The organism is Sphingomonas kaistensis, from assembly GCF_011927725.1.
Classification (GTDB): Bacteria; Pseudomonadota; Alphaproteobacteria; order Sphingomonadales; family Sphingomonadaceae; genus Sphingomicrobium; species Sphingomicrobium kaistense.
This window is the reverse complement of sequence record NZ_JAATJC010000001.1, coordinates 2,438,971-2,455,491: the sequence shown is the minus strand read 5'-3', so window position 1 is coordinate 2,455,491 and position 16,521 is coordinate 2,438,971. Positions and strand designations below refer to the sequence as shown.

Below are 16,521 nucleotides of genomic sequence, written 5' to 3'. Positions count from 1 at the left end.
AGGCATCAGGCGCTCAGCTTCAGCGGTCCGCTCACCGCCGGTTCCTTGCGCAGGATCGCGCGCCGGGCGTCGTGAACGTCGGCCATCACAGCCGTTGCCGTCGGCCATCGTCCTGCACCCTTTCCATGCACCTGATGCAGCTTGCCGCCGGCATCGGTGACAAGAAAGCGATTTTCTTCATTGTGGACGTTCGCCAGCGCATGGTCGGCAGGCAGTGCCACCAGCTCGACCGAGGCGGCGGCCGAGCCGTCGGGTTCGAGCCAACAGCGGCCGACCTGCTTCAGCACCTCGCCGCGGCGATGCGCTTCGGCAGCGGCGCCGAGGGCCAGGTCGCGCAGCGACTGCTTGGGGATGAGGCTGGGCGCAAGCGCGACGCCGAATGCCTCGCGAACCAGGATGGACAGCTTGTCGGCGGCATCATGCCCGTCGACGTCGCCCGACGGGTCGGCCTCGGCAAAGCCAAGCTCCTGCGCGGTCGCAAGCGCGCGGTCGAAGTCCCAGCCTTCCGCAAGCCGGCTGAGCAGGAAATTGCAGGTGCCGTTCATCACCCCCTCGACCGCCGCCACTTCACCGTTGAGACGGCGCAAGGTTTCGAGGATCGGGGCGCCGCCACCGACCGCCGCGGAAAAATGCAGGCCGCCGCCGTGCCGCGCTGCGCAAGCGTGGAGCGAGTCCCAGTGACGGGCAAGCGCCGCCTTGTTGCCGGTCACCACCTCGGCGCCATGCGACAGGGCGCGATGCATGGCGTCGGCCGCCAAGTCGGTGCCGCCGATCAGTTCGACCAGCAGTTCCGGTTCGCCCGCAAGCGCCTCTTCGAGGTCGCGGGTATACTCGCCGGGGCGCGACGAGCGTGGCCGCTGCACCAGCACCGGTCCGAGTTCGAAGACATCGGGCTGAGCTTCGAGCAGTTGCTTCACCCCGCCGCCGACCGCGCCGCAGCCGAGCAGCGAAAGGCGAACGGCGTCGCTGCGCAGCGGCGCCGATGGCTTTGCGCCGAGATCACAGATCACCGTCGCCTCGCACGAGCCGAGCGCGGCGACTTCGACCAGCACTTTCTTGTCCGCCGCCACCCGCAGCGCCTTGGGCTGCACCAGCCCGTCACTCGCGACCTCCGCCTCGGCATAGCTCAGCCGCTCGAAGCGGCGCGCGCCCGGCATTTCGCTCGGATCGGCCTCATACACCCCATCGACATCCTTGATCAGCCGGACCCGGTGCGCCTGCAGTCGATCGGCGAAGAAGACCGCGCTGAGGTCGGTGCCACCGCGCCCGAGGGTTACCACCCCATGCTCCTCATGGTCGGCGATGAAGCCGGGAACTACCACCACGTCCTGTTGCTCCAGCGCGGCAAGCACGTGGGCGGCATCGAGATCGACGAGGTCGGAATCGAGCGCAGGACCTTCCGCCACGAGTTTCATCTCGTGCGGGTCGAGGGTCGCGGCGCGGACACCGACCTTGGCCAAGGCCAGCGCCAGTAACGCCGCCGAGCGCAATTCCCCGACGCGGGCCAGCCGCGCAACCAGATTGCCGGGCGCGGCCTCGCCGCCGACCCGCTCGGCCTGGCCCAGCAGTGCGTCGGTATCGCCGGCCAGCGCCGAAACCACCGCGACGACCTTTTCGCCTTCGCGGACATGGGCGTAGATCTCTTGCACCACCCGCGGATAATCGCGCTCGTCACGGACCACCGAACTGCCGAACTTGAGCACGCAAAGAGCGTGGGCTGGCTGCGAATGCTGGGCTTGAAGATGAAGCTGCTGGGCCATGGGTGGGATCGCTTTCGGCTGGAAAAGAAAATAAAAAACCCGCTCTCCGGGCGGAGGGCGGGTCGGGTGAAACCTGGTTTTCAGACCAACGTCAGCCGCTCGCGCCCCACGGGTGCAGTGTGGTGATAATGGTCATCATGATGGTGGCACGGCCCGCGCACGACACCGCGGCGCCGAACGGCGCAACAGCGGAAGCGAGGGGAAGGTGGCCTTGCATGGGATCCCAAAACTGTCAGTGGAGAACAATCCTGTCAACCCACGCCGCGGCGACTTTGAGGAAAACTGGGCCTAAGGTCTTGTAGCAGCGCAGGAAATTCCCTGCGTTCGGGATCCCTCGTGGCTGTGGACGGCAAGCGGCGTCCCCGATAAGAAGCCCATCGGAGCGAGGGAATGAAACGAACATGATGGTGGAAGGGCATGGCGCGGCCGGCCGCGTGGCCCGGCATATCCGGCAGCTGATCGTCGAAGGCGTGCTGGAACCGGGCGCGCGGGTCGCCGAGGCGGCGCTGGCCGAACGGCTGGGCGTGTCGCGCACGCCCGTCCGCAACGCGTTGCCGGTGCTTGCAAGCGAAGGCTTGCTGGAACCGGTCGGCAAGCGCGGCTTTGCGGTGCGCGCCTTCACCAAGGAGGAAAGCTACGCCGCGACCGAGCTGCGCTGCGTGCTGGAAGGCTATGCCGCCCGCAAGCTTGCGCTGCGCGACGATCGCGCACCGGTGGTCGAGCAATTGCGCGAAGCGATGACCGACGGCGACGCCATCTTCACCAAGGGCTTCCTCGAGCGTGAGGATGAGGATCGCTATGCCGCGATGAACCGGCGATTCCATGACCTGGTCGTCAACGGCGCGGGCGACAGCCTGCTGCAGGACATGATCCAGCGGGTTTATGCCATTCCTTTCGTCGCCCCCGACGTGGTGGCCTTCAACCGCATCCCGGCGGAGGAGATCTTCCCGATCCTGATGTCGGCGCAGCATCAGCATCACGCCATGATCGACGCCATAGCCGCTGGGCAGGCCGACTTTGCCGAAAGCCTGATGCGCGGTCATTCGGCGGCCGCCCGCCGCAGCCTCGGGCTCGAGGAACGGTTCAACGAGGTGCCCTCCTCAGGCGCAGCGTAGGCGGGACGGCCGCACCGCCGCCGCTCGCTCCAGCCCGTCCGACAGGTCGGCCAGGAGGTCGGCCGCTTCCTCGATCCCGACCGACAGCCGCAGCAGCCCGGCGCCGATGCCCGCTCGCTGCCGCGCCTCGGCGCTCATCGCCGCATGGGTCATGGTTGCCGGATGCGCGATCAGGCTTTCCACCCCGCCGAGCGATTCGGCGAGGCTGAAGAATTGCAGGCCGTCGATCAGGGCTCGCACCGCTTCCTCTCCGCCGGCAAGCTCGAACGAGATCATCCCACCGAAGCCGGCCTGCTGGCGGGCGGCGTTGGCATGGCCGGGATGGGAGGCACGCCCGGGATAATGCACCGCCGCGACCGCGGGGTGCCCCTCCAGCAATTCGACCACTCGCTCAGCATTTTCCTGATGGACGCGGATTCGCGCCGGAAGCGTCCTCAGGCCGCGCAGGGTCAGGAAGCTGTCGAACGGCGCGCCGGTCAGGCCCAGCGCATTGGCCCACCAGGCCAGATGCCCATGCACGTCCGCGTCCTTCGCCACCACCGCGCCGCCGACCACGTCGCTGTGCCCGTTGATATATTTGGTGGTCGAATGAAGCACGATGTCGGCCCCGAAGCCGATCGGCCGCTGCAGGGCGGGCGACAGGAAAGTGTTGTCGACCACGGTCAGCGCCCCGACCCGGTGCGCGGCGGCGATCGTCGCCTGGAGATCGGTGATCCGCAGCAGGGGATTGGACGGCGTTTCGATCCACACCAGCGCCGGCTTCTGCGCCAGTGCCGCTGCGAGCGCCGCCGCATCGGTGAAATCGACGGTGGAAAGCTCGAAATGGCCGCGCCGCGACAGCGCGTCGAACAGCCGCCAGCTTCCGCCATAGCAATCGTGCGGGACCAGCAGGCGGTCGCCCGGCTTCAGCACCGCGTGGAGCACCAGTGTCTCCGCCGCCAGGCCGCTGGCGGTGACCACCGCGCCGTGCCCGCCTTCCAGCTCGGCCAATGCCTCGGCCAACTGATCGCGGGTAGGATTGCCGCTTCGGCTGTAGTCGTAGGCGCGCTTGTCGTTGAAGCCGGCAAAGGTGAAGTTAGACGACAGCACGATCGGCGGGGCGACCGCACCGAAAGCGGTGTCGCAGTCGATCCCGGCGCGCACCGCCGTGGTCGCGAAGTGGCGGTCAGTCATGGCGGTGCTCCAGGGTCGTGAGGAAATCGGACAGGAGCGCGGCGATCAGCGCCTGCTCCTTGAGGAAACTGTCGTGGCCGAAGCGGGTCGGCAGGGCCGCGAAGCGACCGCGCGGCGCCCGTTCGGCGAGTTCGGCGATGTCGGCATGAGGGATCAGGCAGTCGTCAAGCGCGGCGGCGAACAGCGCAGGGACGGTGATCCGCTCGGGCTCGATGGCGTGGAGATCGATCGATTCCGATAGCCGCCGATAGGCAGCGGCGCTGACCCGGCCCGAATGGCGCGTGCCCTGCGCATCGAGATAGGGCTCGGCGCCGCAGGTCACGCGCTCGCCGCTCAGGCGGGGTTCGTCGAACCGGTCGGCGAATTCCACAGGGGTTCGATAGGCGGTCATCGCGATCTTGCGGGCCAGCGCCACGCCGGCACGCGGGTCGCCCAGCCGCTCGCCAAGCTCCACCGCCTGCCGCTGCAAGGCGCGCTGGGCGGAAACGAACGGATGCGACCGGTGCGCGGCACTGATCGCGAGCAGCGCGCCGCAGCGCTCGGGCGCCAGCGCCGCCAAGTGCATGCCGACCATCGCGCCATAGCTCGCCCCGATGAAGGCGGCGGCCCGGTCGAGGCCAAGGTTATCCATCATCAACAGGAGGGCGCGGGCCTGGTCGGCGGGGTGGATCGGGCGGTCGAGCGAACCGTCTGCCCCGACCCAGTCGATCGCCAGCCGGCGGAAGCGACCGAGGGGACCGGCCTGGGCTTCCCACCAGCCGGGGTGGGGAAGGGTGTCGCTGGCGATCACGTGGGCGTCGGCCGAAATGCCTCCGGCGAGGATCAGCAACGGGGCCTGCTCGTCGCCGGCAAGCTCGAAGCGGACCGCGACCGGCGCCGGTGGGCCATGGACGAAAGGCAAGATGATCCGACAGTCGCCGAAGCCTTGCGGCTCCTCGCGGATGATTCTCAGACTTGCTGCGCTCACGTGGCCGTTTCTCCCTCGTCCACGAGGGTCCGAACGGCGGCCAATGGGCTGAAAGCTCCGCGCATCGGAGCGATCCGGACCATCTGCCGGTAAGCCCGAAGGCCCCCGCAGGACTTGGCACCGTTGAGCCGGACGTGATGTCCGCCTCCGGTTGCCCCGGCTTCTTCGGGCCTGTCCCTCAGCCGGTCTCGATGGAAAGGCGCTCATCGCCCAGCGACCGCCGCCGAGTCAAGACGGGATCCCGTCATCGCGTCCGCAACGGGTGCGTTCGAGGCCGTCCGACCTCCTCGGAAGCGTGAGGCGAGGCGAACCGCGAGCGTGAATTTGTCCCCTTGCGCTCGTTCCGGAAACAAGGCAGCTTACGAAAACGGCAGACATTTCGGAGCTGCCAAGGGACTAACACGAGCAACATGCTTCGATACCGGGTCATGGTGAACTTTACAGGCCGGCATTCCTGCGGGGTGCCGGAGATGCTGTTCAACACCTGATCTGAGCGCTTGCCTCCCCCGCGGAACAAGCGCGGCGAGGCAAGACAATGAATCCCAAATCACAGAATATCATCAGTCCCATTCCGCCCGTCCTCGACGTGCTGCGGAAGGATATCGACTGGATCGACGACCAGATCCTCGACCTGCTCGAACAGCGCTATGCGGTGGTGAAGAAGGTCGCCTGGGCCAAGCACCGCGACGCCGAGCAGGTGCTGGCGGTGCGCCCAGCGCGCGAGGCCGCCATCCTCGAACGACTGTCCGCACGTGCGATCCACGTTCCGGAAGCCGATGTGGCACACATCTGGCGCTCGATCCTGTCGCTGAGCGCGCACCACCAGCGGGCCTATCGCGTGCTCGTGTCAGGTCCTGCGACGGCGCGCGCCGCGCTGCTTTCCCTCGCCTCGGCGCGCTACTCGGGCGTCCCGGTGGAATGGCTCGACGACCAGGGAAAGGCGCTCGAGGCGGCGGAGCGCGGCGAAGCGGTGCTCCTGGTCGCAGCCGACCAAGCGAGCGACGGGCTCCGACAGGGACTGGAGCTGATCGCCCAGCATGCGACCGGATGTGTCGAGCATCCCTGGGCGCTCGAACTTGGTCGGCTCGGCAGCGACGACCATGCGCGAGATGGTTGGAGCCCGGGCAGCTGGCAGGGCAAGGTGCATCAGCAGCTTCCGGCCTATCCGGAACCGCGACTGGCGCGCGAAGCGGTGCAGCATCTCGCGGACAGTAGCGGCATCGTCCCGCTGGAAGAGGTTGCCGGGCTGCAGGCGCTCGTCGCCGATGCGCAGGGGGGCCGTGCGGTGGTGCTCCAGGCCGGCGATTGCGCCGAGCGGATGGATGCGGCGGCGCAAGATGTTCACGCCATGGTCGCGCTGGTCGATCGGCTGGGCGCGGACCTGGAAGAGAGGCTGGGGCTTCCTGCCATCCGGATCGGCAGGCTGGGCGGCCAATATGCCAAGCCCCGCTCGCAGGCGGCGGAAGGCGAGGGGACGGCGCGCATGCCCGCCTACCGCGGCGATGCGGTCAATTCCCGCAGCGCCTGTCCGCATGGCCGCACGCCCGACCCGTCCCGCCTGCTCACCGCCCGCGATCAAAGCGAGCGGGTGCGGGGCTGGCTGGCCGGCCGGTCGATCCACACCAGCCACGAGGCCCTGCTCCTCGACTACGAGGCGGCTCTGACGCGCACGTCGAAGGGACGGAGCTGGGCCACGAGCGCGCACAGCCTGTGGCTGGGCGAGCGGACCCGCGACGTGGCGGGCGCGCATGTCGAATATCTGCGGGGTATCGCCAACCCGATCGGGATCAAGTGCGGTCCGACGCTCGAAGCGGAGCAACTCACCGCGCTGCTCGATCGCCTCGATCCGGACGCGACGCCCGGTCGCATCACCCTGGTGTCGCGCCTTGGCGCCGGACAGGTGGAGCAACGCCTTCCGTCGCTGATGGCGGCGGTCAGGGCCAGTGGTCGCCCGGTGCTGTGGGTGTGCGATCCGATGCATGGCAACAACCGTTCGGCAAACGGCACCAAGCTTCGCCTCGTGCCCGAGATCATTGCAGAGACCGAGGCATTCGTCCGCATCGCGCATCGCAGCGGTGTCGTTGCGGGAGGCCTTCACCTCGAGGTCACGCCGCAGCCGGTGCTCGAATGCGTCGAACGGCTAGACGAGGCGACCGCCGATCGGCCCTTCGAAAGCCTGTGCGATCCGCGCCTGAATGCCGAACAGGCACTGCGGGTGGTCGCCGCCTACGCAGCCGCCGTGGAGTGCCGCCCGTGACCGCCGCCGCTTCCGCCCGCATCGTCGCTTATCTTGGCGGCCATGGCAGTTTCTCGGAAGAAGCCTGCCGCCGCTTCGTCCCGGCCCACCAGCTGATGCCGCTCCGCGATTTCGCCTCGGTTGCGCGCGCCGTGTGCCAGGGATCCGCCGACCTTGCGTTGCTTCCCGTGTCGAACAGCAGGGTCGGGCCCATCGCAACCGTGCGGCAGTTGCTCGCCCATCCCGAATTGCGCGTGGTCGGGGAGGAAGTTCTGGGCGTGCGCCTGCACCTTCTTGGATGCAGCGGATCGACCGTCGACGCGGTCCGCCGGGTTTCGAGCCACCCGGCTGCGCTGGTGCAATGCGAAGCCTATCTCGGCGAACGCAACTGGACGGTGGCGCCGACCACGAGCACGTCCGAAGCGGCGCGACAGGTGGCGGCTTCGAACGACCCGACCCATGCCGCCATCGCGTCCGAGGCGGCGGCTGTCCTGCATGGACTGCAACTGCTTTCGCGCGACCTGCAAGGCGAGGCCGAAAACGTCACCCGCTTCGCCATCGTCGAGCGGCGGGACCAGTTCGCCTGAAGTGATATTGCCTTTGGCGTGACCCTGTCCGCGTCATTGTCTCGCTAGGGAAAGGACCCGGGCAACGCGGCACCGTCGCAGCGTCCCAATCCGTGCGCGCTTGGTGCGGAAAAGACCGAAGCGCCCGGCAATCCTCTACAAATAAGAGGGGTAGCGGTGCGGCCGCCGTCCGACAGGAACGGGAAGCGCATGGCAGGAGGAAGTGTGCTCGTCGTCGATGACGAGATCGAGATCGTCGAGGAGCTTTGCGAGCTTCTGACCGCGTTCGGCCATCGCGCGCACGGAGCGCATTGTGTGCCCCAGGCGCTGGAATTTCTCGGCCGGGGCACGTTCGTTGCGACCATCATCAGCGATTTCAGAATGCCTGGGCCAAGTGGGCTCGACCTGTTGAGGAGTTGCCGCGCCAGCGAATTCGACTCCCACCGGACCTGTCGCTTCTACCTGATGACGGGGCAGACCGACCTCACCGACGCTGCGTTGCAGGAGCTTGCGCAGGGCGGCGCCTGCGTGATCGGCAAACCGGTCGGTCCGAAGACGCTGCTGAGCCTGGTCGCCGGAGATCCGGGCGAATGACCGCCGCCATTCCGCACGACAGATTTCTCGAGCCCGTATCGCACTTCCGCGAGCGCCGGCGACTGCGCAAGCGGCGCCGCCTGTTCGCGAAGCTCCTTCTCGTCCTGCTCGGGGTCGTCGGGCTTGCCGTCTCCAGCCAGCGGGTGGTGATGGCCCCCGGCCTGGAACTCTACCTCGGTCCATTGTTCTACCTGTTCGCTTACTGGCTGTTCGGGGTGCGGGCCGGGGTCGCGATGGCGATCGTGACCATGGCTCCGACCTATTTCTGGTGGGGTCACCCAATCTCCGTCCTGCTCGGGGTCGGGCACGTGCTGTTCCTTCACTGGATCGGTAAGCGACAGGCTTCCTACAGCATCGGCTCGCTGATCTACGGGACGACCGTCGCGGCCGTCGCCGGCTACGCGCTGATCATCTGGAATTACGAGGTCCCGCCGGCGCTCGCGACATTGCTGGTCCTTCGGAAGATCCTCAACGACGTCCTGTTCGCCGCAATGATCGATTGCTTCAGGCTCCTGCTGCAGGTCGACAAGCGGCGGATTGCACTGGTCCGCCGTCGCTGCGTCTGGCTGCCGGCGGCGGTCACCACCTCTACCATGTTCTTCGCGGTCGTGGGTTGCATGGCCCTGTTCGTGGTCGAAGTCGGCAACTTCAGCGTGCGGTTCGACGCCGCGATCCGGGACGTCGACCTGCAGGTGCTGAAAATCACGGACGAAGATCACGCCGCCGTGCATCGCGTCCGCGGCGAACATCTGGTCCAGACCTTCATGGGACCGGTGCGAGTCATCCTGGCGCCCAACCGGTCAATGCTTGGCGACACTGCGGCAATTGGCCGTGAACTGGGTTGCACAACGTTCGACGATGGGCGGCAGGTCACGGGGCCCAACGACCGTGGCACCTTTGCCTATTGGGTCAATGCCTGCCGGATCGGGGAGCTTGGCGGGGACGACCACCGCCTCGCGTATGCGGCGTCGATCCGCCCCCTGGTCCTGAAGGCCTACCAGACCCTGCTCACCCAGCTGCTCGCGGTGATTGCATTGGCGGCACTCGGCATCCTCAGTTGCCAGTGGCTTCGGCGCCTGACCCACAAGACGATGATCAGCTGGTTCGAAGTGGTCCGCGACTTCGGCACCCCCGGACTGATCGCTCCGCCGCCCGTGCCGCTCAAGGATTTCCAGCCCGCGATCGATGCCTTCGTCCACGAGAACAACGCCTATGTCGCACTGGCCCGTGAGCGCGAGCAGCTCGCCCTTGCCGTCGGCGAACTGAAGAGCGCCATCGACCTCACGCTCGTCGCGGACATCTACTTCGATCAGGCGAGGGGAGAATTGGTCTTCGATGTTCTCGACAGCACGCGCCGGGAACGCCACCGCATCCTCATCCACGAAGGTGATCGGCAGGAGCTCGTCACCGCGGCCGGCAGGTCCGAGGCGGTGGTGGAATTCAGGCCGGCCGGCGGGTCGGCGACCGAATGGCATATGCTGATCGCACGCAATCCCGACCGCCACGCGCGCTGGAAAGCCGGCTGCATGCTGCGGCTGCGCCAGTCCAAGATCCAGCAGGACCGAATGTTGCACCAGGGACGCCTGATGGACCTCGGCGGCATGGCCTCGGCGCTCAGTCACGAGATCAAGCAGCCTCTCTTCACGATCGCGCTCGCCGCGGAAAACGCGTTGTTTCACGTCGAGGCGAGTGGTGACGAAAGCCTCCAGCCCATCGTCAAAAAGCTGGGACGGATTGGCGAGCAGGTCGATCGCGCCCGCTCGATCATCGACCAGGTCGGCCATTATGCCAGGCTCGAAACGCCCGAAGGGGAGCTGTTCGATCCGATGGAGGCGGTGACCGCCTCGGCAAGCTTCGTCCGTCCGATCCTGGTCGCCGACGAGATGACGCTCTCCATCGCCTGCGATCAGGATCGGTCGCTGCAGGTTTCGATGGCGCGGGTCGGGCTCGAGCAGATCGTCGTCAACGCGCTGCAGAACGCGCATGATTCGATCCTGACCCGGCGACAGGGAGGCGATCGCACCCCGGGACGGATCACCATCGGACTTCGCGCGGTCGACGATCTGGTGGAGATCACCATCGCCGACAACGGTACCGGCCTTTCCGGCGATGCCAGCAGCAAGGCCTTTGAGGCTTTCTTCACGACCAAGGGACCGCACCGCGGCACCGGCCTCGGCCTGTACATCTGCCGGCAGATCATGATCGAGGCTGGCGGGCGACTGGATCTTGCCAACGGACCGGACGGGGGCGCCATCCTGACCATCACCGTGCCCTGCAGGGCCTCCGCCGAACCCTTGCTCGAGCACCAGCCATGACGCGTCCGCTGGTCCATCTCCTGGAGGACGACGAATCGAGCGGCAGACTGCTCCAGCAGTCGCTCGCACAGCGCGGCTATGAGGCGTGCTGGACTCCGCGGGTGCGGGATCTGCGGATCGACCGCGACCGCAGCAACATCGTCGTCCTCGACCTTGCCATGCCCGAGATCGATGGCTTCGGTGCGATCGACCGAATCGCCCGGGACCGCAGCGTTGCGAGGGTGATCATCGCCAGCGGTCAGCAACCGCGGGTCATCAATGCAGCCGTGATGACGGCGCAGTCCGCCGGGCTAACGGTGGTCGGGACGCTGCAGAAGCCCTACACCGCGCGCCGCCTGGTCGAACTGCTGGAAACGCGGTTCGCGACTTACCAGGACCCCGAGCGGCGGGGCGAGGAGTGGGTCAAGGAACGCCTTGCCGAGGGAAGCCTGGCCGATCGTACCACCGTGCATTTCCAGCCCAAGCATTCGCTCGCGACCAAGTCGCTGGTGGGGTTCGAGGCCCTGGCGCGGGCAAGCGACGGTTCGTCCATCTCACCCGATCTACTGTTCGGAGACCTTGTTCCGATCGACACTACCCTCGCCATCACCGGCCGTGTGATCCAGCAAAGCGTCGCCGCGATCCGGCGCTTCGAGCACCAGCCGATGACCATCGCCTTCAATTGCCGGGCGGAAATCCTTTGCCATCCAGACTTCCTTACACTGCTGGAAGGAGAGGTATCGGCCGCCGGGATCGATCGGTCGTGTCTCACCGTGGAGCTGACCGAGCATCCGACGCTTGCGGGGTTGCAGTCGCTGTCCCGCGCGGCGAGCCAGCTTACGATGCTCGGCTACAATTTCGCCGTCGACGATTTCGGAAGAGGCAATGCCGGGTTCGAACTGCTGATGCAGCTTCCCTTCACCGAGTTGAAGATCGACAAGGATTTCTTCTGGAGCGTGCTGCAGGGCGGTGCGGCGATGCAGATGCTCCGCGAGGTGATCGGCTACTGCCGCGCGCAGGGCATCCTGACCACTATCGAAGGGATTGAATCAGACGCGCAGCAGGAATTCGCCACAGCGCTTGGCGCCGACCTGGGGCAGGGCTTCCTGTGGGGCAAGGCGGCGCCGCTTTCATGACCGGCAGCCAGCCGGCGTGCCGCCACCCGATTTGGGGGACGGCCCGCCGGCTGCAGTTTCAGGCGAATTGCCAGGCTTCTCCGATTCCGAAGTCATGGCGAACGGCGACCGTCTCGGCGCCGTCGTAACGATAAGCCTGCGAGGCCGAACCTTCGACATAGTCACCGGTCTTGACCCCGGACAGCGACGACAGGCCAAGCAGCGTCACCGACCCGCCTGCGGTCAGGTTGATCCGCAGATCGGCGATTCCGTCGCCATTGGTGTCGCCGACCTGGCTGGAGCGGATGGCCGTGCCGTCGAACAACAAGCTGTCGTTGGCGATGTCGAAGTCACGGATGACGTCGTTGCCGCCGCGCGCAGCGACGACGAAGGAATCGCGTCCCGCGCCGCCTTCCAGCAGATCGTCGCCCTGACCGCCGATCAGGAGGTCGTTGCCGCGGCCCCCGAACAGCTGATCGTTGCCATTCCCACCCTCGAGGCGGTCATGGCCGTCGAGCCCGAACAGGCGATCCATGCCGTTGCCGCCCGACAGGCGATCCTCGCCACCGGTGCCGTTCACGACATCGTCGCCGTTGCCGCCGTTGAGGATGATCCCGTCGGCAATGCCGGTGACCGTCACCGCGACGGTCGCGGTGCTGGTCAGGCCGCCGCTGTCGGTCACGGTGTAGGTGAAGCGGTCGGTCGCCGTGGCGCCCGGCGCAAGGGCGTCGAACGCGTCATTGTCGGCGACGTAGCGAAGGCTCTGCGTCGCAGCGTCGAACACCAGGCTGCCGAGCGTCCCGATGCCGCTGACGGCGGTGATGGACAGGGCATCGCCGGCATCGGAGTCGCGGTCGTTGCCCAGCAGCAGGTTCCACAGATTGGCGGTGGTCGCATCTTCGTTGACCGAGATGGCGTCGTTCGCTGCGACCGGCGCTTCGTTGACGTTGCCGACGGAGATGACCACGTCGTTCGAGCTGCTGAGCCCCGCGGCGTCGGTGACCTGCACCTTCAGCGTGAAGCTGGTCGCAGTCTCGTAATCGAGCGCCACTGCGGTCCGGACGATGCCGGTCGCGGAGTCGACGACGAAGCGTCCGCCTGCATTGTCGAGCAAGGTGTAGGTCAGCGTGTCGCCGGCGGTGTCGGTCGCCGACAAGGTGCCGACGATGGTGCCTGCAGGGAGGTTTTCGTCGACCAGGCCGTCATCGATGACCACGTCGTGCGGGGTGATCGCGACGCGCAGAAGGGCAAGCTGCGGGTCATGGTCGGTCGGCCGCGAGCCGGTGAATTCGGCGTTGATGTGGACCGCGTCGTAACGCACACCCGGCAGTAGCCCGCCGGTCACCAGCATATTGTCGATCAGCTGCGAATTGCCGTCGAACAGGTAGGAGTAACGCTCCGCTTCGGGCAGCAGCGTCGACAGGTTGGTGAACACGCCGCCGTTCGTGAGCTGGGTCTGCGCCTCCTCGAAATAGAAGCCGTTCCAGTCGCCGAGCAGGACGAACTGCTGCGAGGCGTCTTCATCGAGGATGTCGAAGACATATTCGCCGACCGCAGCGGCCTGAGCCGTGCGCGATGCGTCACCGCCATCACGCGGCGGCTGGGCATCGCCCCACAGCGGATCGGAGCCAAGACGCGAGGTGAAGTGCACGTTGATGGTGCTGAATTCCTGGTTGTTAAAGTACCAGGTCGCGACCAAGGGCTTTCGCGAGCCGGCGAAGGCGGGGTCGTCGATCAGGCCGAGGCTGCCTTCGACCAGCGAGACGCGCTCGGACAGGTACAGGTAGCCGTTGCGGATGTTGCCGCCGGGCTCGCCGCCGGTCGAGTTGGCGGTCGCCGGAGCGATCTCGACGTAGGTGTAGACCAGGCCGCTGATCGCCCTGATCGAGTCGATCAGCCCCTGGACATTGCTCGCGCCCGAAAGGTTGGATCCGCTGCCCGCACCATCGGCATCCTGGACTTCCTGGACGCCGATGATGTCAGGGGCCTTGAGGCTGTACACGATGTCGCTTGCAAGGATGTCGTACTTGCCGTCCGACGGATCGAGGTTTTCGAGGTTGTAGGTGGCGATGCTGACGTAATTGGCGTCGCCCTTCAGCACCGTGTTGTTGTCGCCAAGGGTGCGGTCGGTGGTGATCACCGCCTGCTCGGTCGCAAGCAATTCGTACCGTTCGAAGCTGTAATTGATGACGCCCGTGACCGGTGCAAGGATGTCGCCGGTGCTGAGGGTCGGCTGCAAGGCCAGACGGTCGTCGAGCTGGATCTTTTCGGGGTTGTAGTCGCCATCGCTGATGGTGATCCCGCCACGCTCGTTGATGCCCGTGGCGCCGAAGCCCGCCGACGCGACGATGTCGGTTTCGCCGAACCCGTTGCTGTTGGCGACGGCGATCGGGCTGTCGATGGTGACCCGCATCCCTTCCAGCGTTTCCCAGAAATCGATGCCGTCGGTTTCGGGATTGAAGACGGTGAGGCCGTCGCTGTCGATGCTCTCGGTCGGCGGAAGCAGGCCATTCGCCCCGATCAGGATCGCGGCGGGCAGGGCGTTGCCGCTCGACAGGACGGTGATCGACGAGGCGGTGACCTGCGTCACCGACAGGCCCAGTTCGCTTGGCTTATACTCGTTCACGACGCCGGTAAGCTCGACCGCGTCGCCGACCTTCACGGTCGGGGCCGCGGCGGTCTTGATGAAGATGGCGTCGGAAGTGCGCGCATTGCCGTCGCCGTTCGGGTCCTGAAGATAAAAGCCGATGCTGTCGACCGCGGTGACGATGCCGGTGGTGATGATCGGCTGGTCGACGAAGGCGGAGGCGTGGCCCTCACCCTGGATCGCCATGATCGTGCGGGCGACCGGATCGTCGTTGAGGATGATGCCGAGCCCGCTGCCGTCTACCACCGCCGCATTGCCGGTGACGCTGCCGAGACGGACGAGGAAACCCTCGTTGCCCTCTCCGGCGGTATCGCCCTGCACCTGCAGGGTGATGGTCTTGGTGAATTCGTTGGCGGCGAAGGTGACGGTGCCGCTGGCGGGCGTGCCCGGGGCGAGGTCGTCGGCCGAGGCCGAGGTTCCGAAGTCGAGGGTGTAGCCGACGCTTGCCTCGCTTGCGAAACCGCCGGCGCGCGTCACGGTGAAGGTGATGGCGGTGGTGCCGCTATTGCCTTCGACCACGGCGGCGTCACTGATCCGGATCTGGCCCTGGTCGGTCCCGGACAGGAAGCTCTGCCCGGCATTTGCCCCGCCGCTGGTGGAGGCGATGTCGAAGCCCCAGGTGAAGTCGCCGTAGCTCGACCCGGTTCCCTGCAGCTGGAGGCTGGTGCCGACCGCCGCCTGGTCCTGGAACACGCCGATGTCGGTCGCGGTGAGGCCAGCCGCCGGACCGCCTACCGCGGTCATCGTGCCTTCGTAGCTGAGGAACTGGATCACCCGGCCGAACGGATCGACCAGTGCGATGGCGTCAGGGGAGCCGTTCTGGATGCCGTTTGAGGCGGTGGTGACCGAGCGGAAGCCGAAGCCATTGGCGGTGTCGGAAAGGGTGCCCGACAGGTTCACCGTGCCGTACACGCCGCCGCCATTGCCGTTGTAGAGCACCAGCGACCAGCCGGTGAGGTCGGTCCCGGCGACGCCCGCGACCTCGATGAACTCGCCGGTGTCAGTCCCGGCCGGATCGTAATTGATCTCGTTGATGAAGACGTTCGCGGGCGGCGGCAGGTCGTCGTTGGTGATGGTGCCGATGCCCACGCCGTCACCGAGTGATGCGCCGCCTGTCGGTGCGGACAGACGCACCGAGAAGGTTTCGTTGGTCTCGGTGACCAGATCGCCGACGACGGGCACGCGGATCACCGCGCTGGTCTGGCCAGCGGCAAAGCTGACGGTGCCGGACAGGGTGGTGCCGAGGTCGGCGGCGTTGGCGCTTCCGTCGAGCGACACGCTCCAGCCGGCCGAGACCGCGCCGTCGCTGCCACCGGTGCGGGTAACGGTGAACAGCATGTCGGCGGCGCCCGCATCACCTTCGCCAAGGTTTGCATCGCCGATCGACAGGATGCCGGGCGACAACCCCGCGACTTCCGTGCTGCTGACCGAGATGTCGTCGATCCCGATCCACTCATCACTGTTGGCGGCGTTGGTGGTGATGATGCGGATCTGCAGCTGGGCCTGGTTGTTCGCCTCGGTCGGCAGGGCAACGGTGATCGGCGTGACCAGCGTGGCAAGGCTCGGCCCGGTCGAGGCGTCGCTGATCGAGCCGGCGGGTAGATTGATCCAGACGCCGCTGTCGCCGATGCGATACTGGACGGCGATCGGCTGCACCGCATTGTCGCCGGTTCCGTCGATGTCGCGGGCATTGAACTTGAGCACGATGTTCTCGCGCCCGGTCGAGTCCATGTAGAGAGCGAGATAGGGCGCGCCGGCGGTGCCGGAGCCCTGCAGCGCGACCGTCGGATTGGCGAGCTGGAATTCGCCCACGCCGCCGCTGGTGTTGGTGGCCGCGGTCAGGTTGGCGATCACGTCGGCGCTGACGCTGTCGCCGGTGACCGTGCCCGGGTTCACGCCGGTCGAGCCGCCGATCATTCCGTCGCCTAGGTAACCGACGATGCTGGGGACGTTCGACCAATCGTCATTCTGCGTGATGAGGCCGGTGTCGCTCCAGTCCTGGACGAAGGTGCCGGTCTTCAGGCTGAAGTAGGTCTTGGCCACGCATGTTTCCC

At 66.8% G+C, this 16,521-nt stretch carries 10 protein-coding genes and 1 riboswitch; of the genes, 6 read left to right on the top strand and 4 right to left on the bottom strand.

Annotation, left to right across the window (positions count from 1 at the left end; translation table 11 throughout):
* Positions 1-5: 5 nt before the first annotated feature.
* Positions 6-1,760 carry a homoserine dehydrogenase gene (locus GGQ97_RS12135; RefSeq protein WP_168069915.1) on the bottom strand — a complete coding sequence of 585 codons (1,755 nt, stop codon included), beginning with the start codon at positions 1,758-1,760 and terminating at the stop codon, positions 6-8.
* 401 nt (positions 1,761-2,161) lie between these two features.
* Between GGQ97_RS12135 and GGQ97_RS12130 the strand changes: the two genes are divergently transcribed.
* Positions 2,162-2,875: a GntR family transcriptional regulator gene (locus GGQ97_RS12130; RefSeq protein ID WP_168069913.1), complete on the top strand. Its 714-nt coding sequence runs from the start codon at positions 2,162-2,164 to the stop codon at positions 2,873-2,875.
* On the opposite strand, the gene metB is transcribed toward GGQ97_RS12130, so the two are convergent.
* Positions 2,861-4,048: a cystathionine gamma-synthase gene (gene metB, locus GGQ97_RS12125; RefSeq protein WP_168069912.1), complete on the bottom strand. Its 1,188-nt coding sequence runs from the start codon at positions 4,046-4,048 to the stop codon at positions 2,861-2,863. The two genes, GGQ97_RS12130 and metB, sit on opposite strands and share 15 nt — an antisense overlap.
* Positions 4,041-5,015 (bottom strand): homoserine O-succinyltransferase MetX, encoded by a 975-nt coding sequence (metX, locus tag GGQ97_RS12120; protein WP_168069910.1) that lies wholly within the window; start codon positions 5,013-5,015, stop codon positions 4,041-4,043. The genes metB and metX overlap by 8 nt, the downstream gene beginning before the upstream one ends.
* Positions 5,016-5,091: 76 nt before the next feature.
* Positions 5,092-5,213, bottom strand: a riboswitch (SAM riboswitch).
* A 337-nt stretch (positions 5,214-5,550) separates the two neighbouring features.
* Here metX and GGQ97_RS12115 point away from each other — a divergent pair.
* The 5 genes from GGQ97_RS12115 (at position 5,551) to GGQ97_RS12095 (ending at position 11,841) form a co-directional block, all read left to right on the top strand.
* Positions 5,551-7,272, top strand: coding sequence for a 3-deoxy-7-phosphoheptulonate synthase (locus GGQ97_RS12115; RefSeq protein ID WP_168069908.1), 1,722 nt, complete (start codon positions 5,551-5,553; stop codon positions 7,270-7,272).
* Positions 7,269-7,838, top strand: a complete 570-nt coding sequence (locus tag GGQ97_RS12110; RefSeq protein ID WP_168069906.1) for a prephenate dehydratase domain-containing protein — start codon at positions 7,269-7,271, stop codon at positions 7,836-7,838. The genes GGQ97_RS12115 and GGQ97_RS12110 overlap by 4 nt, the downstream gene beginning before the upstream one ends.
* Positions 7,839-8,042: 204 nt before the next feature.
* Positions 8,043-8,411 carry a response regulator gene (locus GGQ97_RS12105; protein ID WP_168069904.1) on the top strand — a complete coding sequence of 123 codons (369 nt, stop codon included), beginning with the start codon at positions 8,043-8,045 and terminating at the stop codon, positions 8,409-8,411.
* Positions 8,408-10,726, top strand: coding sequence for a sensor histidine kinase (locus GGQ97_RS12100; protein WP_168069902.1), 2,319 nt, complete (start codon positions 8,408-8,410; stop codon positions 10,724-10,726). Before GGQ97_RS12105 ends, GGQ97_RS12100 begins: the two co-directional genes overlap by 4 nt.
* Positions 10,723-11,841: an EAL domain-containing protein gene (locus GGQ97_RS12095; RefSeq protein ID WP_168069900.1), complete on the top strand. Its 1,119-nt coding sequence runs from the start codon at positions 10,723-10,725 to the stop codon at positions 11,839-11,841. Before GGQ97_RS12100 ends, GGQ97_RS12095 begins: the two co-directional genes overlap by 4 nt.
* A gap of 58 nt (positions 11,842-11,899) precedes the next feature.
* Here the strand turns inward: GGQ97_RS12095 and GGQ97_RS12090 are convergent, their stop codons facing one another.
* Complete coding sequence (locus tag GGQ97_RS12090) at positions 11,900-16,510, bottom strand: Calx-beta domain-containing protein (RefSeq protein WP_168069898.1); 4,611 nt, start codon at positions 16,508-16,510, stop codon at positions 11,900-11,902.
* Between the last annotated feature and the right edge of the window lie 11 nt (positions 16,511-16,521).

Excerpts from the sequence above, each read along its gene's own strand:
- GGQ97_RS12135 (WP_168069915.1), bottom strand. The coding sequence starts at position 1,760 with ATGGCCCAGCAGCTTCATCTTCAAGCCCAGCATTCGCAGCCAGCCCAC.
- GGQ97_RS12130 (WP_168069913.1), top strand. The coding sequence starts at position 2,162 with ATGATGGTGGAAGGGCATGGCGCGGCCGGCCGCGTGGCCCGGCATATC.
- metB (WP_168069912.1), bottom strand. The coding sequence starts at position 4,048 with ATGACTGACCGCCACTTCGCGACCACGGCGGTGCGCGCCGGGATCGAC.
- GGQ97_RS12115 (WP_168069908.1), top strand. The coding sequence starts at position 5,551 with ATGAATCCCAAATCACAGAATATCATCAGTCCCATTCCGCCCGTCCTC.
- GGQ97_RS12100 (WP_168069902.1), top strand. The coding sequence starts at position 8,408 with ATGACCGCCGCCATTCCGCACGACAGATTTCTCGAGCCCGTATCGCAC.
- GGQ97_RS12095 (WP_168069900.1), top strand. The coding sequence starts at position 10,723 with ATGACGCGTCCGCTGGTCCATCTCCTGGAGGACGACGAATCGAGCGGC.